At 53.0% G+C, this 25,575-nt stretch carries 23 protein-coding genes; 13 read left to right on the forward strand and 10 right to left on the reverse strand.

Annotated elements, in window-relative coordinates; all coding sequences use genetic code 11:
• Position 1: 1 nt before the first annotated feature.
• The 5 genes from lptA to ACM5QY_RS06805 are packed head-to-tail and all read right to left on the reverse strand — an operon-like array spanning position 2 to position 3,669.
• A complete protein-coding gene (gene lptA / locus ACM5QY_RS06785; protein WP_104924259.1) occupies positions 2 to 559 on the reverse strand; it encodes a lipopolysaccharide ABC transporter substrate-binding protein LptA in 558 nt (185 codons plus the stop codon).
• Entirely contained in the window at positions 537 to 1,106 is a 570-nt protein-coding gene (gene lptC, locus ACM5QY_RS06790; RefSeq protein ID WP_416119835.1) for an LPS export ABC transporter periplasmic protein LptC, read from the reverse strand. The genes lptA and lptC overlap by 23 nt, the downstream gene beginning before the upstream one ends.
• The gene (kdsC, locus tag ACM5QY_RS06795) at positions 1,103 to 1,669 is read right to left on the reverse strand and encodes a 3-deoxy-manno-octulosonate-8-phosphatase KdsC (RefSeq protein WP_416119836.1); all 567 of its coding nucleotides are present in this window, start codon (positions 1,667 to 1,669) and stop codon (positions 1,103 to 1,105) included. Before kdsC ends, lptC begins: the two co-directional genes overlap by 4 nt.
• Before the next feature lie 16 nt (positions 1,670 to 1,685).
• Entirely contained in the window at positions 1,686 to 2,672 is a 987-nt protein-coding gene (gene kdsD, locus ACM5QY_RS06800; protein WP_104924262.1) for an arabinose-5-phosphate isomerase KdsD, read from the reverse strand.
• Between the two features lie 19 nt (positions 2,673 to 2,691).
• On the reverse strand, positions 2,692 to 3,669 hold the full coding sequence (locus ACM5QY_RS06805; RefSeq protein ID WP_416119837.1) for a calcium/sodium antiporter: 978 nt from the start codon (positions 3,667 to 3,669) through the stop codon (positions 2,692 to 2,694).
• 307 nt (positions 3,670 to 3,976) lie between these two features.
• On the opposite strand from ACM5QY_RS06805, the gene mlaF reads away from it, so the two are divergent.
• The 7 genes from mlaF (at position 3,977) to murA (ending at position 8,861) form a co-directional block, all read left to right on the forward strand.
• The gene (gene mlaF, locus ACM5QY_RS06810; RefSeq protein WP_104924264.1) at positions 3,977 to 4,780 is read left to right on the forward strand and encodes a phospholipid ABC transporter ATP-binding protein MlaF; all 804 of its coding nucleotides are present in this window, start codon (positions 3,977 to 3,979) and stop codon (positions 4,778 to 4,780) included.
• Positions 4,781 to 4,795: 15 nt separating this feature from the next.
• Complete coding sequence (gene mlaE / locus ACM5QY_RS06815; protein WP_416119838.1) at positions 4,796 to 5,578, forward strand: lipid asymmetry maintenance ABC transporter permease subunit MlaE; 783 nt, start codon at positions 4,796 to 4,798, stop codon at positions 5,576 to 5,578.
• Positions 5,579 to 5,581: 3 nt separating this feature from the next.
• Positions 5,582 to 6,139: an outer membrane lipid asymmetry maintenance protein MlaD gene (gene mlaD, locus ACM5QY_RS06820; RefSeq protein ID WP_416119839.1), complete on the forward strand. Its 558-nt coding sequence runs from the start codon at positions 5,582 to 5,584 to the stop codon at positions 6,137 to 6,139.
• A 41-nt stretch (positions 6,140 to 6,180) separates the two neighbouring features.
• Complete coding sequence (gene mlaC, locus ACM5QY_RS06825) at positions 6,181 to 6,813, forward strand: phospholipid-binding protein MlaC (protein WP_416119840.1); 633 nt, start codon at positions 6,181 to 6,183, stop codon at positions 6,811 to 6,813.
• Positions 6,813 to 7,121 carry a lipid asymmetry maintenance protein MlaB gene (gene mlaB / locus ACM5QY_RS06830; RefSeq protein WP_416119841.1) on the forward strand — a complete coding sequence of 103 codons (309 nt, stop codon included), beginning with the start codon at positions 6,813 to 6,815 and terminating at the stop codon, positions 7,119 to 7,121. The genes mlaC and mlaB overlap by 1 nt, the downstream gene beginning before the upstream one ends.
• A 160-nt stretch (positions 7,122 to 7,281) precedes the next feature.
• Complete coding sequence (ibaG, locus tag ACM5QY_RS06835) at positions 7,282 to 7,536, forward strand: BolA family iron metabolism protein IbaG (RefSeq protein WP_416119842.1); 255 nt, start codon at positions 7,282 to 7,284, stop codon at positions 7,534 to 7,536.
• Positions 7,537 to 7,601: 65 nt separating this feature from the next.
• Complete coding sequence (gene murA / locus ACM5QY_RS06840) at positions 7,602 to 8,861, forward strand: UDP-N-acetylglucosamine 1-carboxyvinyltransferase (RefSeq protein ID WP_416119843.1); 1,260 nt, start codon at positions 7,602 to 7,604, stop codon at positions 8,859 to 8,861.
• Between the two features lie 82 nt (positions 8,862 to 8,943).
• On the opposite strand, the gene degS is transcribed toward murA, so the two are convergent.
• From degS to zapG, 3 genes are all read right to left on the reverse strand, one after another.
• Positions 8,944 to 10,011 carry an outer membrane-stress sensor serine endopeptidase DegS gene (gene degS, locus ACM5QY_RS06845; RefSeq protein ID WP_416119844.1) on the reverse strand — a complete coding sequence of 356 codons (1,068 nt, stop codon included), beginning with the start codon at positions 10,009 to 10,011 and terminating at the stop codon, positions 8,944 to 8,946.
• Between the two features lie 87 nt (positions 10,012 to 10,098).
• Entirely contained in the window at positions 10,099 to 11,466 is a 1,368-nt protein-coding gene (gene degQ / locus ACM5QY_RS06850; RefSeq protein ID WP_416119845.1) for a serine endoprotease DegQ, read from the reverse strand.
• A gap of 158 nt (positions 11,467 to 11,624) precedes the next feature.
• Positions 11,625 to 12,026: a Z-ring associated protein ZapG gene (zapG, locus tag ACM5QY_RS06855; RefSeq protein WP_013577242.1), complete on the reverse strand. Its 402-nt coding sequence runs from the start codon at positions 12,024 to 12,026 to the stop codon at positions 11,625 to 11,627.
• A gap of 285 nt (positions 12,027 to 12,311) precedes the next feature.
• On the opposite strand from zapG, the gene zapE reads away from it, so the two are divergent.
• From zapE to sspB, 5 genes are all read left to right on the forward strand, one after another.
• Positions 12,312 to 13,451 (forward strand): cell division protein ZapE, encoded by a 1,140-nt coding sequence (gene zapE, locus ACM5QY_RS06860; RefSeq protein ID WP_416119846.1) that lies wholly within the window; start codon positions 12,312 to 12,314, stop codon positions 13,449 to 13,451.
• A 318-nt stretch (positions 13,452 to 13,769) separates the two neighbouring features.
• Positions 13,770 to 14,198, forward strand: a complete 429-nt coding sequence (rplM, locus tag ACM5QY_RS06865; RefSeq protein ID WP_013577239.1) for a 50S ribosomal protein L13 — start codon at positions 13,770 to 13,772, stop codon at positions 14,196 to 14,198.
• A gap of 16 nt (positions 14,199 to 14,214) precedes the next feature.
• Positions 14,215 to 14,607, forward strand: coding sequence for a 30S ribosomal protein S9 (gene rpsI / locus ACM5QY_RS06870; protein WP_056776311.1), 393 nt, complete (start codon positions 14,215 to 14,217; stop codon positions 14,605 to 14,607).
• 334 nt (positions 14,608 to 14,941) lie between these two features.
• On the forward strand, positions 14,942 to 15,583 hold the full coding sequence (gene sspA / locus ACM5QY_RS06875) for a stringent starvation protein SspA (protein WP_416119848.1): 642 nt from the start codon (positions 14,942 to 14,944) through the stop codon (positions 15,581 to 15,583).
• 3 nt (positions 15,584 to 15,586) lie between these two features.
• Positions 15,587 to 16,081: a ClpXP protease specificity-enhancing factor gene (sspB, locus tag ACM5QY_RS06880; protein WP_416119849.1), complete on the forward strand. Its 495-nt coding sequence runs from the start codon at positions 15,587 to 15,589 to the stop codon at positions 16,079 to 16,081.
• A gap of 136 nt (positions 16,082 to 16,217) precedes the next feature.
• Here sspB and ACM5QY_RS06885 read toward each other — a convergent pair whose 3' ends face one another.
• Together ACM5QY_RS06885 and gltB are read right to left on the reverse strand one after the other, a co-directional pair.
• Positions 16,218 to 17,636 carry a glutamate synthase small subunit gene (locus ACM5QY_RS06885; RefSeq protein WP_416119850.1) on the reverse strand — a complete coding sequence of 473 codons (1,419 nt, stop codon included), beginning with the start codon at positions 17,634 to 17,636 and terminating at the stop codon, positions 16,218 to 16,220.
• A gap of 9 nt (positions 17,637 to 17,645) precedes the next feature.
• Positions 17,646 to 22,103 (reverse strand): glutamate synthase large subunit, encoded by a 4,458-nt coding sequence (gene gltB / locus ACM5QY_RS06890; RefSeq protein WP_416119851.1) that lies wholly within the window; start codon positions 22,101 to 22,103, stop codon positions 17,646 to 17,648.
• Positions 22,104 to 22,974: 871 nt separating this feature from the next.
• On the opposite strand from gltB, the gene arcB reads away from it, so the two are divergent.
• Positions 22,975 to 25,314 carry an aerobic respiration two-component sensor histidine kinase ArcB gene (gene arcB, locus ACM5QY_RS06895; protein ID WP_416119852.1) on the forward strand — a complete coding sequence of 780 codons (2,340 nt, stop codon included), beginning with the start codon at positions 22,975 to 22,977 and terminating at the stop codon, positions 25,312 to 25,314.
• Positions 25,315 to 25,575 lie beyond the last annotated feature (261 nt).

A 25,575-nucleotide genomic window follows, 5' to 3' on the forward strand; every position in this document is an offset into this window, starting at 1 on the left:
ATCAGTTACTCTTTTTGGTCGGCTGGCCGCCTGCTGCAGGCGTTTTTTGTTGCAGCTGCGAAGGAACCAGAACGGTCGTCACACGGTTGCCTTTATCACTGAAGGCTTCCATTTGCTGTTTCTGCACCAGATAGGTAATACGATCGCCTTTCACGTTGCTGTCGAGTTGTTCAAGGTAAGCATTACCGGTCAGGGTCACGAGATCGTTTTCCACTTCGTAGCGGACTTTCTGCGCATGGCCTTTCACCGGCTTGCCGTTGTCCTGCATCTGGTAGAACGTGACCGGATTGCCGTAACCTTCCACCACTTCTTTGCCGGATACGCCCTGAGGACGGATCACAACAACTTTATCGGCTTTCACCTGGATGGTGCCCTGATTAACCACGACGTTACCGGTGAAGGTGGCCGTGTTGGTGTTCACATCCAGCGCCTGATTGGCGGAATCAATGGTGATCGGCTTCGTGGTGTCGTCTTTTAAAGCGAATGCCGGAATGCTCACGGCTAACAACGAGCTGACGATCAGGAGATCACGGATTTTATTTTTTGCTTGGAATTTCATAAGAGGTCGTTACCTTTTCGATCAGCTGTGCTGTCTTATCACGCAGATTGCCGCGCATTTTCATGCCGTTAGATGTAAAACCTGTGCCATAAAGCGTTACTTCATCGTCTGAGGCAACGTCCTGTGTCGTCAGGTTAACCCGGGCATTATCCGTTTTGATTCTTTGTAGCTGAGAAGTCTCTGGCGTCAGGCTATCGCCCTGCACATGCCCATAAAGATAGAGCATTTTATCCTGAGTCAACTTGGCCTTATCAGAACGCAGCACCCAGGTGGGTGTTTTATTCTTGTCATACATGGTCGCGACCGGGTTGGTAAACCACGTCACCTGATCGGCGGTATAGTATTTTACCTGGTCTGAAACCAATTTATACGTCAGGCTGCCCGTCGGGTCATACACCATCGTGACCGTGTGGGATGTCTGGTAAGTTGGATCCTGATCGTTAACCGCCTGCGGTGCGTCATCGCTGCTATCAGACAATGACCAGCCCACCAGAATCAGAACGATGGCCGTCAGGACCAGGATAATCCAAAGTTTTGTTTTACTCATATCGACAGCCCTTTGGCGTCCTCCAGCTTGCCCTGCGCCAGCAGAATCAAATCACACAATTCGCGCACTGCGCCACGTCCGCCAGCGATGCGGGTAACGTAATCTGCTTTCGGCAACAGAATCGGATGTGCATCCTGAACCGCCACGGAAAGACCCACTTCGGCCATCACCGGCCAGTCGATCAGGTCATCGCCGATGTAGGCCACTTCTTCGGCCCGCAATGACAGTGTATCTAACAGTTCACGGAAGGCCAAAAGCTTATCCGATTGCCCCTGATACAAATGGCGGATACCGAGGGTTTTAGCGCGATCTTCCAGTAATTTCGCATTGCGGCCTGTAATAATCGCGACCTCAATGTCAGATGTCAGCAGGCAACGGATGCCGTAACCGTCGCGGACGTTAAAACTTTTCAGCTCTTCTCCCTGATTTCCCATGTAGATCAGGCCGTCGGACATGACGCCATCCACATCACAAATCAGCAGGCGAACGGCTTTGGCGCGTTCGAGCACGTGGGTGCTGACCGGACCATAGCAGGTCTCCACCAGGGCTGCGCTATGATTCATTCGGGCTATTCCTCAATTAAACTACGCCAGCGCGCAGCATATCGTGCATATGTAACACACCTAACAACTGGTCACCATCGGCAACCATCACGCAGGTAATGTGTTTGTCTTGCATCAGATTCAGTGCGTCGACTGCCAGAAGCGATGGCCGGACGCGGATCCCGCCGGTCGTCATCACGTCTGCAATCGCCGCATTATTAATGTTCACGCCCATGTCAAAGATGCGGCGTAAGTCACCATCGGTAAAGATCCCTTCGATTTTCATCAAATCGTTGCAGATAACCGTCATGCCCAGATTTTTGCGGGTGATTTCCAGCAGGGCGTCACGCAAAGAAGCATCACGGCTGACGTGGGGGATCTCATCGCCGGTGTGCATAATATCGCTGACGCGCAGTAAGAGCTTGCGACCCAGTGCTCCGCCGGGGTGTGACAGGGCGAAATCTTCAGGGGTGAATCCGCGGGCTTCAAGCAGTGCCACGGCGAGCGCATCGCCCATGACTAAAACCGCAGTGGTGCTGCTGGTCGGTGCCAGCCCCAGCGGGCAGGCTTCTTTCGGCACGCGCACGCAGAGATGCACATCGGCGGCTTTGCCCATCGTGCTTTCCGGGTTGGACGTCATGCAGATAAGCGTGATATTCAGCCGTTTTAGCACCGGGATCAGCCCCAGAATTTCGTGAGCCTCGCCGGAATTGGAAATCAGTATGACGATATCTTGCTTCGAGACCATGCCCAGATCGCCGTGGCTGGCTTCGCCGGGGTGGACAAAAAATGCCGGCGTGCCGGTGCTGGCAAACGTCGCGGCCATCTTGCGGCCAATATGCCCGGATTTGCCCATTCCCATGACGACGACTTTTCCGGTGCAGGCGAAGATTTTTTCGCATGCACGGGTAAAGTCACCGTTAATGTATTGATCTAACTGCTCAAGTCCTTCACGTTCTGTTTTTAGCACATCACGCCCGACGGCCTGGAAATCAAAGTCGGAGGCGAAGGTAAAGTTAGCCATAGTCAGTTCCTGACAGAGTTCAGAAGGCAATGCTGTCCGGTAACAGGAACAGCACTGCCATATAAGCGATAAATCCGCACAGCAATAATGCACCGGCCAGATGCCCGATCCGGTGCTTGCGCATCAGGCACAGGCCGGAAAGCACCACGCTGACCGCCAGCATCACCCAGTAATCGCGGTGAAACGCATCCGGGTTAAACGAGCCGGGTGCCACCAGTGCGGGTAATCCCAGCACCAGACAGGTGTTAAAAATGTTGGCACCAATGATATTGCCCAGTGCGATATCATCTTCACCTTTAATTGCTCCGGCGATGAAGGTCGCCAGTTCCGGCAGGCTGGTGCCGATGGCGATGACCGTCAGGCCAATCACCAGCTCGCTGACACCAAAATACCGCGCAATGACTGTACTGTTGTCGACAATCATGCCGGACGCCAGCGGCATGATAATAAAGCCCAACGCCAGCCACAGAAATGCCACGGTGTTGCTGCTGTCTTGCGGAAGCTCGGACATTTGCTCGTAGGTCAGCGTGTCCAGCCCTTCTTTTTCGGCCGCACGGGCGATTTTTATCATCAGCAGCATAAACGCGGCAGCACTGGCCAGCAGTAAAACGCCATCCAGCCGGCTGAGTTCACCGTCGCTGATCAGAAAACCACACAACGCTGTGACCAGTAACAATAAAGGGAGTTCGCGGCGTAATATATCAGAACGAACGGAAAGTGGATGAATCAGGGCGGCACCGCCCAAAATCAGAAGAATATTAATGATATTCGAACCAATTGCGTTTCCAACGGCCAAATCCATTTGATCGTTGATGGCGGCGGTGGTGGAAACCACCAGTTCAGGCAGTGATATGCCTACGCCGACGACGGTCATGCCAATCACCAGTGGCGGCATGCCCAGCGAGCGTGCCAGCACAGCGGCTCCGTACACCAGACGATCGGCGGCGTAAACAAGCAGTAACAGGCCGACAATCATCAGTACGATAGCGAGAAGCATGAAACATCCTTTATTGGGTATAATGCGAGGTTCGTTGCCATGAGAGGCAGGCGATTCCTTCGTCAACATGCGCTAAGGCGACATTTTGTCTGAAAATGAGGCCAGCAGGTTCCTGTATGTTAGACGATGAAGGCTTTTAATTTAAAATGGTAATTCGTTGATTTTGACCGTCTGTGGCAGAAAAGTAAATCGATGGCAACTTTGGTAACGAAAGCGGGGTAAGTTTTTGTAAAAATACCAAAGTTATACGACGCCTCTTACGGGTCAGACGTATTCTTAGCGAAAGCATTCCCAAGGGATAAACTGAATGAGTCAAAGCGAATCGAATCTGGTTGAGATCAAAGGCATGAGTTTCATGCGCGGCGATCGTCCCATTTTCGAAGAGATAAACATGACCGTGCCGAAAGGCAAAGTCACCGCCATTATGGGGCCTTCGGGGATCGGTAAAACGACGCTCCTGCGCCTTATCGGCGGCCAGCTTACGCCGGACAAAGGTGAAATCTGGTTTGACGGAGACAACATTCCTGCGCTGTCACGCCGTAAGCTTTATGAGTCACGCAAGAAAATGAGCATGTTGTTTCAGTCCGGTGCATTGTTTACTGACCTCAATGTGTTTGAAAATGTCGCGTTCCCGCTGCGTGAACACAGTAAGTTGCCAGAGGAATTGCTGCGCAGCACCGTGACCATGAAGCTGGAGGCCGTAGGGCTGCGCGGTGCCGGTGAACTGATGCCCGCAGAATTATCCGGCGGGATGGCGCGCCGTGTTGCGCTGGCGCGTGCCATTGCACTTGACCCTGAACTCATCATGTTTGATGAGCCGTTCGTGGGGCAGGATCCCATCACGATGGGCGTGCTGGTCAAACTGATCGACGAGCTGAATCATGCACTGGGCGTCACTTGCATCGTGGTCTCCCATGACGTTCCTGAAGTGCTGAGCATTGCGGATTACGCCTATATTGTTGCTGCACAACACGTTATTGCCGAGGGAACGCCTGAGGAGTTGCAAAATAATCCTGATCCTCGGGTTCGCCAGTTCCTTGACGGTATTGCCGATGGACCGGTTCCTTTCCGTTTCCCTGCCGGTGATTACAAAACCGAGTTGCTCGGATGATGGGGTTCTCTATTCATGTTTATTAAGGTATTAGCCTCAGTCGGGCGCAGCGGGATTAATACCTGTGCGTCCTTTGGCCGTGCCGGTTTAATGCTCTTCCGGGCATTAGTCGGTAAGCCACAATTTGCGCGGCAATGGCCGCTGCTGGTGAAGCAGCTCTACAGTGTTGGCGTGCTTTCTCTGTTAATCATTCTCGTTTCCGGGCTGTTCATCGGCATGGTTCTGGGGTTGCAGGGCTATCTCATTCTGACTACCTACAGTGCCGAAGCCAGTCTGGGCATGATGGTGGCGCTGTCCCTGTTGCGTGAACTCGGCCCGGTCGTGACCGCGCTGCTGTTTGCCGGACGCGCGGGTTCTGCGTTAACCGCTGAACTGGGTCTGATGAAAGCCACTGAGCAAATCTCCAGCCTGGAAATGATGGCAATTGATCCGCTGCGCCGTGTTGTGGCACCGCGTTTCTGGGCCGGTCTGATTTCCATGCCTCTGCTGACGGCGATTTTCGTCGCCGTCGGGATCTGGGGCGGTTCGTTGGTGGGCGTGGACTGGAAAGGTATCGACAGCGGTTTCTTCTGGTCTGCGATGCAAACTGCAGTAGACTGGCGGAAAGACCTGCTTAACTGCCTGATTAAAAGCCTTGTTTTCGCTATCACCGTGACCTGGATTGCGTTGTTCAATGGCTATGACGCGATCCCGACATCCGAAGGGATCAGCCGGGCAACGACACGTACTGTGGTGCATTCGTCACTGGCGGTGCTGGGATTGGATTTTGTGCTGACAGCACTGATGTTTGGAAATTAAACCATGCAAACGAAAAAGAGTGAGATTTGGGTTGGCGCATTTTTAATCATCGCATTGATCGCGGTGGTCTTCCTGTGCCTGAAAGTGGCTGACATCCGTTCTATCGGTTCGGATCCGACCTACCGTATTTCTGCGGACTTTGACAATATCGGCGGCCTGAAAAGCGGCTCACCGGTGAAAGTTGGGGGCGTAGTGATCGGTCGCGTCAGCAGCATTACGCTGGATAAAAATTATTCTCCGCGTGTGGAAATGGATATCGACCAGAAATACAACCAGATCCCAAGCACCAGCACGCTGGCTATCCGCACCTCGGGTTTACTGGGTGAACAATTCCTGGCGCTGAACATTGGATTTCAAGACCCTGAGATGGGAACGACTATCCTTAAAAATGGTGGCGTCATTCAGGACACGAAATCTGCGCTGGTTCTTGAAGATCTGATTGGCCAGTTCCTTTACAAGAGCGGCGACGGCAAGGCTGACCCTGATGCAACGGCTGCACCTGAAGGGAATGCCGCACCTGCACCTGATGCGACTACAGCACCACAGCCGGCTGCCCATTAAGACTTGCCACCACGGATTCTCCATAAAAGAGGAAAGTAAGTATGTTTAAACGTTTAGTGATCGCTGCACTGCTGGTCGTTATGGCTCCGCTGGCAAATGCCGCTGTGGACAAAACCAATCCTTACAGCGTGATGAATGAAGCGGCGAATAAGACTTTCACCCGCCTGAAAACCGACCAACCGAAAATCAAGCAGGATCCTAATTACCTGCGTCAGATTGTTCGCGATGAGTTGCTGCCGTATGTGCAAGTCAAATACGCCGGTGCGCTGGTATTAGGCCGCTATTACCAACAGGCGACGCCTGCACAACGTGAAGCTTACTTTGCTGCGTTCTCTGAATATCTGCAGCAGGCGTATGGTCAGGCACTGGCGATGTACAACGGCCAGAGTTACACCGTGCAGCCTGAACAGTCTTATGCGGACAAAGATATTATCGCAATCCGCGTCACCATCACCGATCCCAATGGCCGTCCGCCAGTTCGTCTGGATTTCCAGTGGCGTAAAAACAGCCGCACCGGTGAATGGCAGGCGTATGACATGATTGCAGAAGGCGTCAGCATGATTTCGACCAAGCAGAATGAATGGGCGGATATCTTGCGTCAGAAAGGCATTGATGGCCTGACTGCCCGTCTGAAACAAGCTGCTGCTCAGCCGATCACTCTGGATAAACAATAATGAGTGACGCTCTGCGCTGGGAATCGCAGCCGCCGCGACTGACCTTGCAGGGTGAGTTGGACCGCGAAACGCTGGTGGCTTTTTGGGATGCGCGTAAAAAGCTGATGTCCGGCGTGACCACTCTGGACGTGTCCGGGCTGGAACGCGTGGATTCTTCAGGCCTGGCGCTTTTAGTGCATCTGCGCGAAGAAGCCAGCCAGCAGGGCGGTTCGCTGACTATCGCGGGAATTACCGACCGGCTGAATACGCTGATTGCTTTATATAATCTACAGGACATTATCCCGACGGACTCACTGGCAAATAAGTGAGCAGTTACGGGAGGTTAGGCGACGGGATGTAAATCGTTGCGTTAATGTCCACAAAGCCCCTGTGCGAAACTCTTCCTCAGGGGCTTTTTCGTGGTTTAAGATTTGGTCCGATCCCTATAAGATATTGGGCTGTTATGATTCTTCAGAAGAATAGATCCCTATGGAAACAAGTGAAATTAAAGACGTGCTGATGAACTCGTTGGCACTGGATGAAGCCCACATTACTGGCGATGGCAGTCATTTTCAGGCCATTGTCGTTGGTGCGATGTTTGATGGCATGAGCCGCGTGAAAAAACAGCAGACCGTTTACGCCCCGCTGATGGAATACATCGCCGACAATCGAATTCATGCGCTGTCTATTAAGGCTTATACCCCGGAAGAATGGGCGCGTGACCGTAAACTGAGCGGTTTATAAGACTGCCGGAGCGCCGGCAGCTTCCTCGTATTTAATCAGAGTTGAAATTTAAGAGAGCAGTCATAATGGATAAATTTCGTGTACAGGGTGGGACTCGTCTGAGTGGCGAAGTCACTATCTCTGGTGCAAAAAATGCCGCACTTCCTATTTTGTTTGCCGCACTGCTTGCTGAGGAACCTGTTGAACTCCAGAACGTTCCTCACCTGAAAGACATCGATACCACCATCAAGTTACTGAGCCAGTTAGGCACCAAAATCGAACGCAACGGTTCTGTGTTCGTGGATGCCAGCGCGGTAAACGAGTTTTGTGCGCCGTATGATCTGGTGAAAACCATGCGTGCATCCATTTGGGCCCTGGGTCCTCTGGTGGCGCGTTTTGGTCGTGGTGAAGTTTCCCTGCCGGGCGGTTGTGCGATTGGCGCGCGTCCTGTTGACCTGCACATTACCGGCCTGGAACAGCTCGGCGCGACTATCGTGCTGGAAGAAGGTTATGTGAAAGCGTCGGTTGACGGACGTCTGAAAGGCGCGCACATCGTAATGGACAAAGTCAGCGTGGGCGCGACTGTGACCATCATGAGCGCTGCGACGCTGGCTGAAGGCACGACGATTATTGAAAACGCCGCGCGTGAGCCGGAAATTGTCGATACCGCTAATTTCCTTAACACGCTGGGTGCAAAAATCACCGGCGCGGGCACCGATAAAATCACCATCGAAGGCGTCGCACGTCTGGGTGGCGGTGTTTACCGTGTTGTTCCTGACCGCATCGAAACCGGGACTTTCCTGGTCGCAGCGGCCATTTCCGGTGGCAAAATTACCTGCCGCGAAGCCCGTCCTGACACGCTGGATGCCGTACTGGCAAAACTGCGCGAAGCCGGCGCTGAGATTGAAGTAGGTGAAGACTGGGTCAGCCTCGACATGCATGGCAAACGCGCCAAAGCAGTCACTTTCCGTACCGCGCCGCATCCGGGCTTCCCGACCGATATGCAGGCACAATTCAGCCTGCTGAATCTGGTGGCTGAAGGTACCGGTGTCATTACAGAAACGATCTTCGAAAACCGCTTCATGCACATCCCTGAGCTTATCCGTATGGGCGCGCATGCAGAAATCGAAGGCAGCACCCTGATTTGCCACGGCGTTGAAAAACTGTCTGGTGCGCAGGTGATGGCGACCGATTTACGCGCATCCGCCAGTCTGGTTCTGGCCGGTTGTATCGCAGAAGGCGTGACCGTCGTTGACCGTATTTATCACATCGATCGCGGTTACGAGCGTATCGAAGATAAACTGCGTCAGTTGGGTGCGAAAATCGAGCGTTTCAAAGGCGAGTAATCTTTACACTGCACGCAATAAAAAAGCCGGAAGGGGAAACCTTTCCGGCTTTTTTTCGTTATTTGTTCAGCGGCTTCGGGGATCAGTGTTCAGGATATTCCTGCACCGTGACCTGCAATATCAGCTTCTGCCCGTTACGCATTATCTCAACCGGAATCACCGTGCCAGGGCGAACTTCGGCCACCTGGTCCATCGTTTCGATAGCGGAAATCGCAGGCTTATTATTGACGTTAACAATCACATCGCTGACCTGCATCCCCGCATTCGCCGCCGGGCCGTTGGCCGTCACTTCGTTAACCACAATCCCCTGAATATGATCCAGCCCGCTGTTCGGCCCATGCAGTGGCGATACTTCGCGCCCGCTGATGCCGATATACCCGCGTATTACGCGCCCATCACGGATGAGTTTGCCCATGACTTTGGTTGCCAGTGCGGTCGGGATGGCAAAGCCAATGCCTTCTGGTGTTGCGCCGTCGTTGCTCTGGTCAAAGGACAAGGTGTTGATGCCCATCAGTTCGCCCAGTGAGTTGACCAGCGCACCGCCGGAATTCCCCTGGTTGATGGAGGCATCGGTTTGCAGGAAGTTCTGACGACCGGAAGGGCTGAGGCCGATACGCCCCGTTGCGCTGATAATCCCCTGCGTTACGGTCTGACCGAGGTTGTAAGGGTTACCGATCGCCATGACCACATCGCCAACGTGCGGTGTTCTGCGCGGGTTAATCGGGATTACCGGAAGATTGCCTGCATTGATTTTCAGCACGGCCAGATCGGTCAGACTGTCTGAACCCACCAGCAGGGCTTCAAAAACACGTCCATCCTGCAATGCGACAATAATCTGGTCGGCATTATTCACCACATGTTTGTTGGTGAGAATATAACCGTTGTCATTCATGATCACGCCGGAACCCAGCGTGCGGATCGCCAGTTCGTTTTGCGAACTGTTGCCCATATTACGGTTGTATACATTCACAACCGCCGGAGCTGCATGACGGACACCGCTGTTAAAGCTGACAGGCTGTTCGCTGTCCTGATTGAAATTACGGTTGAAGATCGGTTCTGAGATGTTTTTACGCAACATAGGAACCGCTGCCAGCAATATGCCAGCAACAATCAGGCCGATAACAGCAGATCTCAATAGCTTAACAAACATGGATATATGGGGTGCGAGAGGAAAAGTGACTGAAGGATAGCATGAGTTAATCGGACGCAGCAGCTTCTGCGTCCGATTTTCAACGCATTACGGCATGAACAGATAGATATTTTGACCTTTACGCAAAATACTCAGCCCGATCAGGTCAGGTTTGCTTTCGAGAATTTTGCGGAATGCCGCCAGATTCTCGAGAGGTTCACGGTTTACGCCGATAATCACATCGTCTTTCTCAAGGCCGACCTGATCCGCTGGCGTGCCTTTTTTCACGTCATCGACATGCACGCCTTTGGTGTTTTTATCGGTCGGGTCACTCAGCGTGACACCCTGAAGCGCCGGATTGAGTTTCTCAATGCTGACTTCTACCGCCGGGCTTTTATCCAACGTCACGCTGACGGTCATTGGTTTACCGCCGCGCAGCAAACCGATTTGCATGGTAACGCCCGGCCCGGCTGTACCGACTTTCGCGCGCAATTCGGCGAAACTGCTCAGGGTTTTGCCCTGAAGCGTCACCAGCACGTCACCGGATTTAATACCGGCTTTCGCCGCAGCAGAATCAGGCAGAACTTCGTTGACGAAGGCACCGCGCTGGCTGTCGAGCTTAAATGCCTGAGCCAGTTCTGGTGTCATTTCACTGCCACGGATCCCCAGCAGTCCGCGTTTCACTTCACCAAATTCAATCAACTGATGACTGAGATTTTTGGCCATGTTGACCGGAATGGCGAAACCGATACCCACGCTGCCACCCTGAGAGGAAATAATGGCGGTGTTGATGCCAATCAGTTCGCCTTTCAGGTCAAGCAATGCGCCGCCGGAGTTACCGCGGTTAATCGACGCATCGGTCTGGATAAAGTTTTCCAGCCCTTCAAGATTCAGGCCACTGCGACCCAGTGCTGAAACGATGCCGGATGTGACGGTCTGGCCGAGGCCAAACGGATTACCCACGGCAATCGCAAAATCACCGACGCGCAGATTGTCGGAATCTGCCATCGTAATTTGTGTGAGGTTTTTGGCATCAATCAGCTGGATCACGGCAATGTCAGACTGATCGTCTTTGCCGATCAGTTTGGCTTTGTATTCGCGGCCATCATTGAGCTGAACGGTGATTTTATCGGCGTTATTCACTACATGATTGTTGGTAAGAACGTAACCCTTTGCCGCATCAATAATGACGCCGGAGCCCAGACCTTCGAAAGGTTGCGGCCCGGCATTTGGCTCGGGGTCTTGCTGGCCGAAGAAGAATTTATATTCAGGAGGAACGTCCGCACTCGGTGGCTGAGTGCCGGAAACCTGCACGCCAACCACCGCAGGCAGCACTTTTTCAAGCACCGGTGCCAGGCTGGGCAGGGGTTGTCCCTGAACTTCCGTAGGTAAAGCAGCATTCGCCATAGGCGCAGAAGCGAAAGTTAATCCAAGGCTAACAGCTAACACACTGAGCAAAAATGACTTTTTCTTCATCACGATAACTCTCTCGCTTTCTGTAATGGACGTCAGTAATGGACAATAGAACGGTGATTCACAGCACGGGAAGGATCAGGTCAGAAGAACGGCACATGCAGAAAACATGCGCCGTTATAAGCACCGGTGCTGTGAATCACACCGGTTAATGACGTCTGTTATTTACGAACAGGACGTTCGCCGCGCAACAGACCTGATGCGCCGTCGGAATAATCGCGTGGCATCTGAACCGGAACCTGATCGTTATCGGCTTCAGACCCTGTCAGACGGTAGTTGAACGGATTATCCTGCTCTGGCATATCCGGCAGCAGGTTGTTAGAGCTTTTCGCCATATGCTGATAAAGCTGGCGGTAATCCGTCGCCATGTTATCGAGCAACTCGGCGCTGCGGGCAAAGTGGCCCACCAGTTCCTGACGATATTCATCAAGTTCTGCTTTGCTTTTCTCCAGCTCGTTTTTCATGACTTGTTGATCACGTAATTTACGATTACCAAAGCGCATCGCTACCGCACCAATCGCGATACCGACCACTAATCCAATGAGTGCATACTCCCAGGTCATAATGACTCCTATTTTGACTTCGTTGTCCCGCAGGGCTTTTTCACGTAACTTTTATGACTTAACTTTTTTGGACAATGGTTTTAACGTAATTGTCACACGAATTCGTCATGCAATAGCTCCACTATAACCGGTAACCTTGTCAGAGTGGAATCCTGCCGGGAAAATCACTGCCATCTGTCGTTTTTTTCATACACACACGGCAGGGAAATGCGGCGAATCTACGGTAAAAAAGCAGCTAAACAACGTGAAAAACGTAAAATTTTTTTCTCAGGGACGTTAACTACGATGCAACCCAAATCACCCCTTACCCTTTATCAGAGTGCAGTTGATGCCGGGGAGTTCCAGCCGGACGCCGTTCAGAAGCAGGCTGTCGCTCAGCTGGATGTTATTTTTCAGGCGCTTTCCGCTCAGTCTGCGGCCGTTCCCTCAGGGGCCAGACGCGGTGGCTTGCTGGGCCGCTTGTTCGGCAAAGCACCGTCAAAAATGCCCCCGCGTCCGGTTCAGGGCCTGTATATGTGGGGCGGCGTCGGGCGCGGTAAAACCTGGCTGATGGATTTGTTTTTCCACAGCCTGCCCGGTGAACGCAAACTTCGTCTGCATTTCCACCGTTTTATGCTGCGTGTGCATGAAGAACTGACACAGCTTCAGGGGCAGGAAGATCCGCTGGAAGTCATTGCGGATAAATTCAAAGCTGAAACCGATGTGCTGTGTTTCGATGAGTTTTTTGTTTCGGATATTACCGACGCGATGCTGCTGGCGACGCTGTTGCAGGCGTTATTCGCGCGCGGCATCACGCTGATTGCGACGTCCAACATTCCGCCTGATCAGCTGTATCGCAACGGGTTGCAGCGTGCGCGTTTCCTGCCCGCTATCGAACTGATCAAGGAATACTGTGATGTGCTGAATGTGGATGCGGGCATTGATTATCGTCTGCGCACATTAACGCAGGCGAATTTGTGGTTGTCTCCGGCAGGACCGGAAGCGACGGAAGCGATGCAAAACATGCTGGGGAAACTGACCGGCAATCACAGCGGAGATTCCGGTGCTGAGCCGGTTATGCTGGAAGTGAATCACCGGCCGTTGCAGGCGCTCGCGGCGGTAGACGGCGTTATGGCGGTAGAATTCCATACCTTATGTGAAGAGGCGCGCAGCCAGCTCGACTATATTGCGCTGTCGAAAATCTTTCACAGTGTGTTGCTGCATAACGTTCCGGTGATGGCCGCTGACAGTGAGAATGCGGCGCGGCGTTTTCTGGCGCTGGTTGATGAGTTCTATGAACGCCATGTGAAACTGGTGATTTCGGCGGCGGTGCCGATGTTTGAGATTTATCAGGGTGAACGGCTGAAGTTTGAATATCAGCGCTGCCTGTCGCGCCTGCAGGAGATGCAAAGCGAGGAATACCTCAAACGCCCGCATCTGCCGTGATTATATACTGATTATGATTTGTTCGATTTGTGATATAAAAGCGTCTGTAGATTTTGCAGAGCGAGCCCTTCGGGCGACTTGAGGGAAATCTTCCTTTTTGTCGAAAAAGGGTTCGATCTTTGCCCTGGACTTCTCTATAATCTTGCGACCCCACGTTACTACAAAGTTTTTTTCCCGAAACTTTATAAGTGCCAGCATTGGCTATTCGAAGGGGTAGGTTTGCTGGACGATGGTCGTGTGAACCTCAAATACTTATTTTATAAACAAGTAAGCGTTCGGGTGTTCGCCAACGTGTAACTTTAATTGGGTAAGCTTTTAATGAAAACTTTTACAGCTAAACCGGAAACCGTACAACGTGACTGGTTCGTAGTTGACGCTACCGGCAAGACCTTAGGTCGCCTGGCCACTGAACTGGCCCGCCGTCTGCGTGGCAAACATAAAGCGGAATACACTCCGCACGTTGATACTGGTGATTACATCATCGTTCTGAACGCAGAAAAAGTTGCTGTAACCGGCAACAAGCGTAACGACAAGATTTATTACCATCACACCGGCCACATCGGTGGTATCAAGCAAGCGACCTTTGAAGAGATGATCGCTCGCCGTCCTGAACGCGTGATCGAGCTCGCGGTTAAAGGCATGTTGCCAAAGGGCCCGTTGGGTCGTGCAATGTACCGTAAAATGAAAGTTTACGCGGGTAACGAGCACACTCATGCGGCGCAACAACCGCAAGTTCTTGACATTTAATTCGGGATTATAGGCAATGGCTGAAAATCAATACTACGGCACTGGTCGCCGCAAAAGCTCCGCCGCTCGTGTTTTCATCAAACCGGGTAGTGGTAACATCGTAATTAACCAGCGTAGCCTGGAACAGTACTTTGGTCGTGAAACTGCCCGCATGGTAGTTCGTCAACCACTGGAACTGGTCGACATGGTTACCAAATTTGACCTGTACATCACTGTTAAAGGTGGTGGTATCTCCGGTCAAGCTGGTGCTATCCGTCACGGTATCACCCGTGCACTGATGGAATATGACGAAAATCTGCGTGGCGAACTGCGTAAAGCAGGCTTCGTTACACGTGATGCTCGTCAGGTTGAACGTAAGAAAGTCGGTCTGCGTAAAGCACGCCGTCGTCCTCAGTTCTCCAAACGTTAATTTTCTGCTGCCCACGCAGCTCAGTGCTTTGGCACGAAAATCAGCGTCAAAAACCCGGTGTTTCACCGGGTTTTTTTATGTCCGCTTTTCAGGTTTTTTAGGGGAAGTGATCTCCTGACACACAATTCACCATGAAATCGTCTCTGCGTCCCCCACAGCACGCGTAAAATCTGGTAAACTATCACACACTTTTGTGCCTATTCGCCGAGCAGTTGACGTTGCCGCGCTTCCTGGCTGGGTTCGCCTTGCCGATGGTTGTCTATGAAACTACGGGACAAAAACTGCAGGCTGGCGATAACTCGCTGTAATATTCTAGATAAACTTGGAGGTTTTCATGGCTGTCGCTGCCAACAAACGTTCGGTAATGACGCTGTTTTCCGGCCCGACCGACATTTTTAGCCATCAAGTACGTATCGTACTGGCGGAAAAAGGTGTCAGTGTCGAGATCGAGCAGGTTGAGATGGATCACCTGCCGCAGGATCTTATTGACCTCAACCCTTATCGCACCGTGCCAACGCTGGTCGATCGTGAGCTGACGCTGTTCGAATCCCGCATCATCATGGAATATCTTGATGAGCGTTTCCCGCATCCACCACTGATGCCGGTTTATCCGGTTGCCCGTGGCGAGAGCCGTCTGATGATGCACCGCATCGAAAACGACTGGTATTCTCTGATGCGTCAAATCGAGCAAGGTTCTGCGACTGAAGCGGATGCTGCGCGTAAACAACTTCGCGAAGAGTTGCTGGCGATTGCGCCAATCTTCTCTTACATGCCTTACTTCAAAAGCGAAGAGTTCAGCCTGGTCGATTGCTACCTGGCTCCGCTGCTGTGGCGCTTGCCTGAACTGGGCATCGAGTTGTCAGGTACAGGTTCTAAAGAATTGAAAGGCTATATGACTCGCGTCTTTGAACGTGATGCATTCCTGGCTTCCCTGACAGAACCCGAGCGCGAAATGCGTTTGCATACCCGAGGTTAAGGTATGGAGATGACCGACATGTCTCCGCGTCGCCCTTATCTGCTGCGGGCTTTTTATGACTGGTTGCTCGACAACCAGTTAACCCCGCATCTGGTGGTTGACGTAACGATGCCTGGCGTGATGGTGCCGATGGAGTTTGCGCGTGACGGACAAATTGTTCTGAACGTTGCACCACGCGCTGTCGGCAATCTCGAACTGGGCAACGACGATGTACGCTTCAATGCACGTTTTGGTGGCGTACCGCGTAACGTTTTTGTACCGATTGCCGCCGTTCTGGCAATTTATGCCCGTGAAAACGGTGCCGGTACAATGTTCGAGCCTGAACCTGCTTATGAAGCCGACGGCGCCTTTGACGGTGACCTGAGCATCACGCAGCCGTCAGAGCCGACCATGTCAGTCATTGATGGCGATTTGCCTGATGTGGCTGAAGAAGATCCGGATGATGAGCCGCCGACTCCGCCACGCGGTGGTCGCCCGGCACTGCGCGTTGTGAAATAACACTGCGTTTATCGTGTCACCGGCTAAAACCCTGCGTTGTTACGCGGGGTTTTTTATTGCCTTATTTGGTGTCGGGCGCTTGCCGCACACAATAAAAAAGGCCGCTTTCGCGGCCTTCGGACAGGGCAAAATGTCATTACACTTCGAGGTAATTCATGATGCCTTCAGCGGCTTTGCGGCCTTCGGCAATCGCCGTTACCACCAGATCAGAACCGCGAACCGCATCGCCACCGGCGAAGATTTTTGGGTTGCTGGTCTGGAATGCGTTGTCGCGGCTTTCCGGTGCCACAATGCGTCCTGAAGAATCGAGTTCAACATCGTGCGACGCCAGCCATTCCATTTTGTGAGGGCGGAAACCAAACGCCATCACCACGGCATCGGCTTCCATCACGTGCTCTGAACCGGCCACGATTTCTGCACGGCGACGGCCAGCAGCGTCTGGCGCACCGAGTTCAGTGCGAGCCATCCGCACGCCACACACGCGGCCAGAATCGTTCAGTTCGATGCTCAGCGGTTGCAGGTTGAATTTGAAATCAACGCCTTCTTCGCGGGCATTCTTCACTTCACGACGTGAGCCTGGCATGTTCTCTTCGTCACGGCGATACGCACAGGTCACATGCGTTGCGCCCTGACGGATTGACGTACGCACGCAGTCCATCGCGGTGTCACCACCGCCCAGAACCACCACGCGTTTCTTATCCATCGTGACGTAAGGCTCTTCCTGGCTGTCGTCGTAGCCCATCAGCTGTTTGGTATTAGCGATGAGGAACGGCAGGGCGTCGTAAACACCCGGCGCATCTTCATTCTGTAAGCCACCCCGCATGGACTGATACGTACCGACACCGAGGAAGACAGAATCATATTCTGCCAGCAGGGCTTCCATCGCGATGTCTTTGCCCACTTCCGTATTGAGCTGGAACTCGATACCCATCTCGGTGAAGATTTCACGACGTTTGGTCATTACGGATTTTTCCAGCTTGAAGGCTGGAATACCAAATGTCAGCAAGCCGCCGATTTCCGGATGACGATCGTAAACCACCGCTTTCACGCCGTTACGGGTCAGCACGTCAGCACAGGCTAAACCTGCCGGACCTGCGCCGATAATTGCCACACGCTTACCGGTTGGGTGAACGTGAGACATATCAGGACGCCAGCCCATTTCGATCGCTTTATCGTTAATGTAGCGTTCGATGTTACCGATAGTCACCGCGCCGAATTCATCATTCAGCGTGCAGGAACCTTCGCAAAGTCGGTCCTGCGGACAAACGCGTCCGCAAACTTCCGGCAGGCTGTTGGTCTGGTGTGCGAGATCTGCCGCTTCCATGATGCGGCCTTCGTTCGCCAGCTTCAGCCAGTTCGGAATGTAGTTATGTACCGGACATTTCCATTCGCAGTAAGGGTTACCGCAAGACAGGCAGCGGTCTGCCTGCGATGCAGCCTGAGTTGCTGAGAACGGCTCGTAAATTTCCACAAACTCAATTTTACGGATCTTCAGCGCTTTTTTAGGCGGATCAACACGCTGTAAGTCGACAAATTGATAAACGTTTTGACTCATCTTAACCTCTTACTGCGCTTGAACCCGCAGCTCAGCTGCGGAACGACTACGGTGACCCAACAATGCTTTGACATCACTGGACTTCGGTTTTACCAGGGCAAATTTAGGCGCCCATTCCGGCCAGTTCGCCAAAATCTCTTCACCACGGGTCGATGCGGTCAACTGTACGTGTTCGATGATCAAACCGCGCAGATGCTCTTCATGGATAGCCAGATCGGCCACTTCCAGGACTTCAACCAGTTCCGGGTTAACGCGTTTGCGGAATTCGCCGTCTTCATCGAGAACATAAGCGAAACCACCGGTCATGCCTGCGCCAAAGTTAACGCCGGTACGACCCAGAACACACACGATACCGCCGGTCATGTATTCACAACCGTTATCGCCGATGCCTTCTACTACGGTGATAGCACCGGAGTTACGCACTGCGAAACGCTCGCCGGCACGGCCAGCCGCGAACAGCTTGCCGCCGGTTGCGCCGTAAAGGCAGGTGTTACCGATGATGCTGGCTTCGTGGCTGCGGAACGCTGAACCGATTGGCGGACGAATCGCAATACGGCCACCGGCCATGCCTTTGCCCACGTAGTCGTTCGCGTCGCCAGTCAGCATCAAATCTACGCCGCCTGCGTTCCAGACGCCGAAGCTCTGGCCTGCGGTACCGTTGAAGTTAATACGCACCGGATCGGCCGCCATGCCCTGATCGCCATGCTTTTCTGCAATCGCGCCAGACAATGTCGCGCCGACTGAACGGTCAGTGTTGCGGATATCGAAGTAGAACGCTTTGCTCTGCTTGGAATCGATGTGCGCCGCAGCCTGCTCCAGAATGTCTTTGTTCAGCTGGCCTTTGTCGAACGCCGGGTTGCCTTCGGTGCAGAATACCGCTTTGCCTTCGTGCGGCGTCGCGGTTGCCAGCATTGCGGACAAGTCCAGATTGTTTTGTTTCGCCGTAAAGCCATCCAGTTCGGTCAGCAAATCGGTACGACCAATCAGATCCACCAACTGACTGACGCCCAGTTCGGCCATGATTTCACGAGTTTCCTGTGTGATGAACTTGAAGTAGTTCACGACACGTTCCGGCAGACCGTGATAATGGTTGCGGCGCAGTTTTTCATCCTGAGTTGCTACGCCCGTTGCGCAGTTGTTCAGGTGACAAATACGCAGGTATTTACAACCCAGCGCAACCATCGGGCCGGTACCGAAGCCGAAGCTTTCAGCGCCCAGGATTGCCGCTTTGATGATGTCCAGACCGGTTTTCAGGCCGCCATCCACCTGCAAACGAATTTTGTGACGCAGGCCGTTAGCCACCAGCGCCTGTTGTGTTTCCACCAGACCCAGTTCCCACGGACAACCCGCATATTTCACCGAAGACAGCGGGCTTGCGCCGGTGCCGCCGTCGTATCCTGCGATAGTGATCAGGTCTGCATACGCTTTTGCCACGCCGACCGCGATGGTGCCCACGCCCGGTTCAGAAACCAGTTTCACCGAAATCATGGCTTTCGGGTTGACCTGTTTCAGGTCGAAGATCAACTGCGCCAGATCTTCGATGGAGTAAATATCGTGGTGCGGCGGTGGAGAAATCAGGGTCACACCCGGCACGGAATAACGCAGTTTCGCGATGTACGGCGTCACTTTGTCACCCGGCAACTGGCCGCCTTCGCCTGGTTTTGCCCCCTGCGCCACTTTGATCTGAATAACGTCAGCATTCACCAGATACGCCGGTGTCACACCAAAACGACCTGACGCAACTTGCTTGATGCGTGACACTTTATTGGTGCCATAACGTGCAGGATCTTCGCCGCCTTCGCCGGAGTTAGAACGTCCGCCGATGCTGTTCATCGCTTCGGCCAGAGACTCATGCGCTTCCGGGCTCAGTGCGCCGATAGACATCGCCGCCGTATCGAAACGGGTAAACAGACCTTCAGCCGGTTCAACCTGATCGACCGGAATCGGCTGGCCTTTCGGTGTGACCTGCAGCAAGTCGCGCAAGGTTGCCACCGGACGTTCGTTCACCAGTTTCGCGTAAACTTTATAATCTTCGTAATCGCCGCTGTTCACTGCCGTTTGCAGCGTGGTGACGACGTCAGGGTTGTACGCGTGATATTCGCCGCCGTGGACAAATTTCAGCAAACCGCCCTGATCCAATGTTTTGCGTTTCAGCCATGCACGTTTGGACAGGTTCAGCAGATCCTGTTCAAAGTCGCTGTAACCGGCACCGCCGATGCGGCTGACCACGCCGTTAAAGCAGGTGTTGCACAAATCTTTCGCCAGACCGACGGCTTCGAACAGTTTCGAACAACGGTAAGAGGCGACGGTGGAAATGCCCATTTTGGACATGATTTTGTACAGACCTTTGTTGATGCCGTTACGGTAGTTCAGCATCACTTCACGGTATTTTTTCTCGATGACTTGCGAATCCACCAGCTTGGCCAGCGTTTCGTAGGCCAGATACGGATAAACCGCCGTCGCACCGAAGCCGATCAGAACGGCAAAGTGGTGCGGGTCGCGCGCACTGGCGGTTTCAACAATGATGTTGGCGTCGCAGCGCAGGCTTTTTTCCACCAGACGCAGCTGCAACGCACCGACGGCCATTGGCGCAGGCAGTGGCAAGCGGTTTGGGGCGATGTTGCGGTCAGACAGCACCAGCAGAACCGCGCCGTTACGCACTTTCTGTTCGCCTTCGTCGCAGAGTTTCTGGACGAACTGTTCCATATTCTGTTCGGTCGGATCGTAAGTCAGATCCAGCGTTTCCGCGCGGTAGTGTTTGCTGTCAAGTGTGGTGAGCTGTTTGAAATCAGACCACAGCAGGATTGGCGATTTGAAGCTCAGACGGTGCGCCTGGCCTTCGGCTTCGCAAAATACGTTCATCTCGCGGCCAATGCTGGTCGCCAGGGACATCACATGCGCTTCACGCAGCGGATCGATTGGCGGGTTGGTGACCTGCGCAAACTGCTGGCGGAAGTAGTCATATACAATGCGCGGACGGCTGGAAAGCACGGCAAATGGCGTATCGTCGCCCATTGAACCGACGGCTTCCTGACCGTTCTCACCTAACACGCGGATAATTTGATCTAATTCTTCGCTGCTGTAGCCAAACTGTTTCTGGAAGGTTTCCAGCGTGCTGTCATCGAGCTCGCGGCTGCCGACCTGATCTTCTGCCAGATCTTCGAACGGCACGAGGCGCTGAACGTTTTTCTCCATCCATTGCTTATACGGATGGCGGCCTTTCAGGTCGTTGTCGGTTTCTGCTGAGTGGTGAATTTTACCACTGCGGGTGTCGATCACCATCAGTTCGCCCGGCCCCACGCGGCCTTTCTCAACGACTTCGTCAGGCTGGTAATCCCAGATCCCGACTTCAGACGCGCAGGTGATCAGTTTGTCTTTTGTGATGACATAACGCGCCGGACGCAGGCCGTTACGGTCGAGGTTACAGGCGGCGTAGCGGCCATCTGACATCACGATACCGGCCGGACCATCCCACGGCTCCATGTGCATGGAGTTAAAGTCGAAGAATGCGCGTAAATCGTCGTCCATATCCGGGTTTTGCTGCCAGGCTGGCGGAACCAGCAAACGCATGGCGCGCAGCAAATCCATACCACCTGCCAGGAACAGTTCCAGCATGTTGTCCAGAGAGCTGGAGTCCGAGCCGGTTTCATTCACGAAAGGTGCGGCGTCTTGCAGATCCGGGATCAGCGGCGTTTTGAATTTATACGCACGGGCGCGGGCCCACTGGCGGTTACCGGTAATGGTGTTGATTTCGCCGTTGTGCGCCAGATAGCGGAAAGGCTGAGCCAGTTGCCAGCGCGGTACGGTGTTGGTCGAGAAACGCTGGTGGAACAGACAGATGGCTGATTCCAGACGCAGGTCGGCCAGATCTAAATAGAAACGTGGCAGATCCGCAGGCATACACAGGCCTTTGTAGATTGTGACCACGTTGGAGAAGCTGCACACATAGAAGTCTTTATCCTGAATGCGTTTCTCAATGCGGCGGCGCGCCATATACAGACGGCGTTCCATGTCACGCGGACGCCAGCCGGCGGGCGCGTTAACAAAAATTTGTTCGATGCGGGGCAGGGAGGAAAGCGCGATTTCACCGAGTACGTCCGGGTTAGTCGGAACGTCACGCCAGCCCACCACGGACAGCGTCTCGTTTTGCAACTCTTCTTCAATAATGCGGCGGCTCGCCTCTGCTTCTTTTTCATCTTTGCTGAGGAACAGCATGCCGACGGCATAGTTCTTCGCCAGGCGCCAGCCGCGCTCTTCGGCAATCATGCGGAAGAAGCGGTCGGGTTTTTGTAAATGCAGGCCGCAACCGTCGCCGGTCTTGCCGTCAGCAAGGATCGCGCCACGGTGTTGCATACGGGCCAGTGCGTGAATTGCAGTACGCACGACCTTATGGCTAGGTTCGCCTTCTATATGGGCGATCAGGCCGAAACCACAGTTGTCCCTCTCTTGGGATTTATCGTACAACATAACGTGAACCTCCCCAGGCTCTGCGAGACTCTCACACCAACCGCGATCGGGCTTATACACAGAGCGGGCCCGCAATTTCGCGCACTCTTGCGGTGCGTTATTTGCCCGGGCATCTCCGTCAAAGGCCTCTCGTGATGGTTCTCACAAGTGGTGGTTGACTTGTTTTAATGAGGGAGTCTTCAATTACTGCATAAATATGACGAGTTGCTCACCCGTCGAGATTGCTTCCAGCGGACTCCCAACTTAGCGAGAAAGCACAGGCAGGTCAAATGGCGAATTAAGTTATATTAAAAGTGATATAAAGACATTTAATCATTTGAAATGTATATAGTTTATGGTGTTTTTAATGGCGTAATGTCGGTGGGGTAATGCGTGTAAAGTGTGAGCTGACTCACTATGGGGAAAGCTTCATATCTCCGAACCGTGCTGGCAGGTCCGTAATTCCCAGTATTTTATACTGGAAAATGCTGCCAGCATGCGGTTTGTCACTGTTTTTAACCTGACAGTAATAATGTACTGATTCGCTCTTCGTAATAAGAATTATTTATACTGGCATGAATGATTTTATTTGCAGTAATAATGAATAGTTATGCCTGCGCGGAGTGCGCCGGAGAAGAATGCATTCGGAGAGTATAAGGAAAAGATGTTTGCTGTACGGCAGTTGGCAAAGCCGGCGACGAAATTAAGCCGGCCGATATTAATAATATCACGGCAGGAATTAGTCAATAACTCTGCCCTTAATTCCTGCATTGCACCATGACAAGCCCCCGCAAGGTGCATCTCACAAACTTTACGCGCAATCTCGCCCGCAGACGCACCACAGCGAGGTTTTGCGGTATGATTCAGGCGACTTCGTTTTAAGGGAACCGTTATGAAGCAAATCCGGGTTTTAGCGCAGTATTATGTCGATCTGATGGTCAAGCTGGGGCTGGTGAGATTCTCACTGCTACTGGCATCTGCGCTGGTGGTGCTGGCAATGATTGTCCAGATGGCGGTGACCATGCTCCTGCGCGGGCAGGTTGAAAGTATCGACGTGGTTCGCTCCATCTTCTTTGGTTTGCTGATTACACCCTGGGCGGTGTATTTCCTGTCGGTGGTGGTTGAGCAGCTTGAGGAATCGCGCCAGCGTTTAACGCGTCTGGTGGATAAGCTTGAAGAAATGCGCCACCGCGATCTCGAACTGAACCAGCAGCTCAAGGACAACATCACGCAGCTGAATCAGGAAATCGCTGACCGTGTGAAAGCCGAAGAGGCGCGTCTGGCCGTGGTGGACAAGCTGAAGCTTGAAATGCATCACCGCGAGCAGGCCCAAATCGAACTGAGCCAGCAATCGGCGCTGCTACGTTCATTCCTGGATGCTTCCCCGGATCTGGTTTATTACCGCAACGAAGATAAAGAATTCTCGGGCTGTAACCGCGCCATGGAATTGCTGACCGGCAAAAGTGAAAAACAGCTGATCGGCCTGACGCCTGATGATGTGTATACCCCGGACATCGCCGAAAAAGTGGTGGAAACCGACGAGAAAGTCTTCCGCCACAACGTTTCCCTGACTTACGAACAATGGCTGGTGTATCCGGACGGGCGTAAAGCCTGTTTCGAACTGCGCAAAGTGCCTTTCTACGATCGCATTGGTAAACGACATGGTCTGATGGGCTTTGGACGCGATATCACCGAGCGTAAGCGTTATCAGGACGCGTTAGAGAACGCCAGCAGGGAAAAGACCACTTTTATCTCTACAATCAGCCACGAGCTGCGTACGCCGCTTAACGGCATCGTCGGGCTGAGCCGCATTCTTCTCGATACCGAACTCGACAAAGAGCAGCACAGCTATCTGAAAACAATTCACGTCAGCGCGATTACACTCGGGAATATCTTCAACGACATTATCGAAATGGACAAAATCGAGCGCCGTAAAGTGCAGCTCGACAACCAGCCGGTGGATTTCACAGAATTTCTCTCCGATCTCGAAAATCTTTCCGGCCTTCTGGTACAGCCGAAGGGCCTGAAATTCATTATGGATCCGGATTTGCCGTTGCCGCGCAGTATCACGACGGACGGCACGCGTTTACGCCAGATCCTCTGGAACCTGATCGGCAACGCCGTCAAATTTACCCGCGAAGGTGAAATTGTGCTGAGCGTTCATTACGAAGCGAATGACATGCTGCGTTTTGTCGTCCGCGATTCCGGCATGGGTATTCCGCAGGATGAGCAGGACAAGATCTTCGCCATGTATTATCAGGTGAAAGACCAGAACGGCGGCAAACCGGCGACGGGAACGGGTATAGGGCTGGCGGTTTCAAAACGTCTTGCGCAAACCATGGGCGGCGACATTACCGTCAGCAGCGAGCCGGGTAAGGGTTCCTGCTTTACGCTGACCGTCCGCGCACCCACGCTGGATGCGCCGGTCGCCGAAGTGGATGAAGACGACGATATGCCGCTGCCCGCGCTGCACGTACTGCTGGTGGAGGATATTGAGCTGAACGTGATTGTGGCGCGCTCGGTGCTGGAGAAACTTGGGAATAGTGTCGAAGTGGCGATGAACGGCCACGACGCGCTGGAGATGTTCGATCCAGATGAATTTGACCTCGTCCTGCTGGACATCCAGTTGCCGGACATGACCGGGCTGGATATCGCCCGAAAAATACGTAACGACTACGCGGGCAAACATCTGCCGCCGCTGATTGCGCTGACCGCCAACGTTCTAAAGGATAAAAAAGAGTATCTCGACGCCGGAATGGATGATGTGCTGAGCAAGCCGTTGTCCGTCACGGCGCTGACCGCCATGATCCAGCAGTTCTGGGATCACCAGCCTGAAGTTTCCGTAACAGAAAAGGAACCTGTCGTAATGAAAAACAGCGAATCGTTGCTCGATACCGGCATGCTTGAACAATACATCGATCTGGTCGGGCCTAAACTGATTTATCAGAGCGCCGATATGTTCGAAAAGATGATGCCGGGCTATCTCGCGGTGCTGGATTCCAACATGACCGCTCGCGATCAGAAAGGGATTGCGGAAGAAGGCCACAAAATCAAAGGGGCTGCCGGTTCCGTCGGGCTGAAACATCTGCAACAACTGGCACAGCAAATCCAGACGCCAACGCTGCCTGCATGGTGGGATAACGTTCAGGAATGGATTGATGAACTGAAAGCAGAATGGCGTCATGACATTCAGGTGTTGCGCGAATGGACGGCAAACGCTGAAAAAAAATAACCCCAGCCGAAGCCGGGGTGCGCGAATACTGCGCCAACACCAGGGAAAGAGGTAACCCACGATAGTTATAAGGGTTCGGTTTTCGCAGGTCTTGGAATTCAGTTTTAAAGTCTAATACATACTGTAGCAATCAACATAACAAATATAAGCAGAACTGTTACGACATTCATTAAAATCTGTGATGTAGATTAGTCTTTGTCTATACAAAACATCAAGTCTTTATCGCAGGATTTTTGACAGAATACAAATGAAGCATGTTGA

This window comes from Rahnella sp. PCH160 (assembly GCF_047784855.1).
In the GTDB taxonomy this organism is placed as follows: Bacteria; Pseudomonadota; Gammaproteobacteria; order Enterobacterales; family Enterobacteriaceae; genus Rahnella.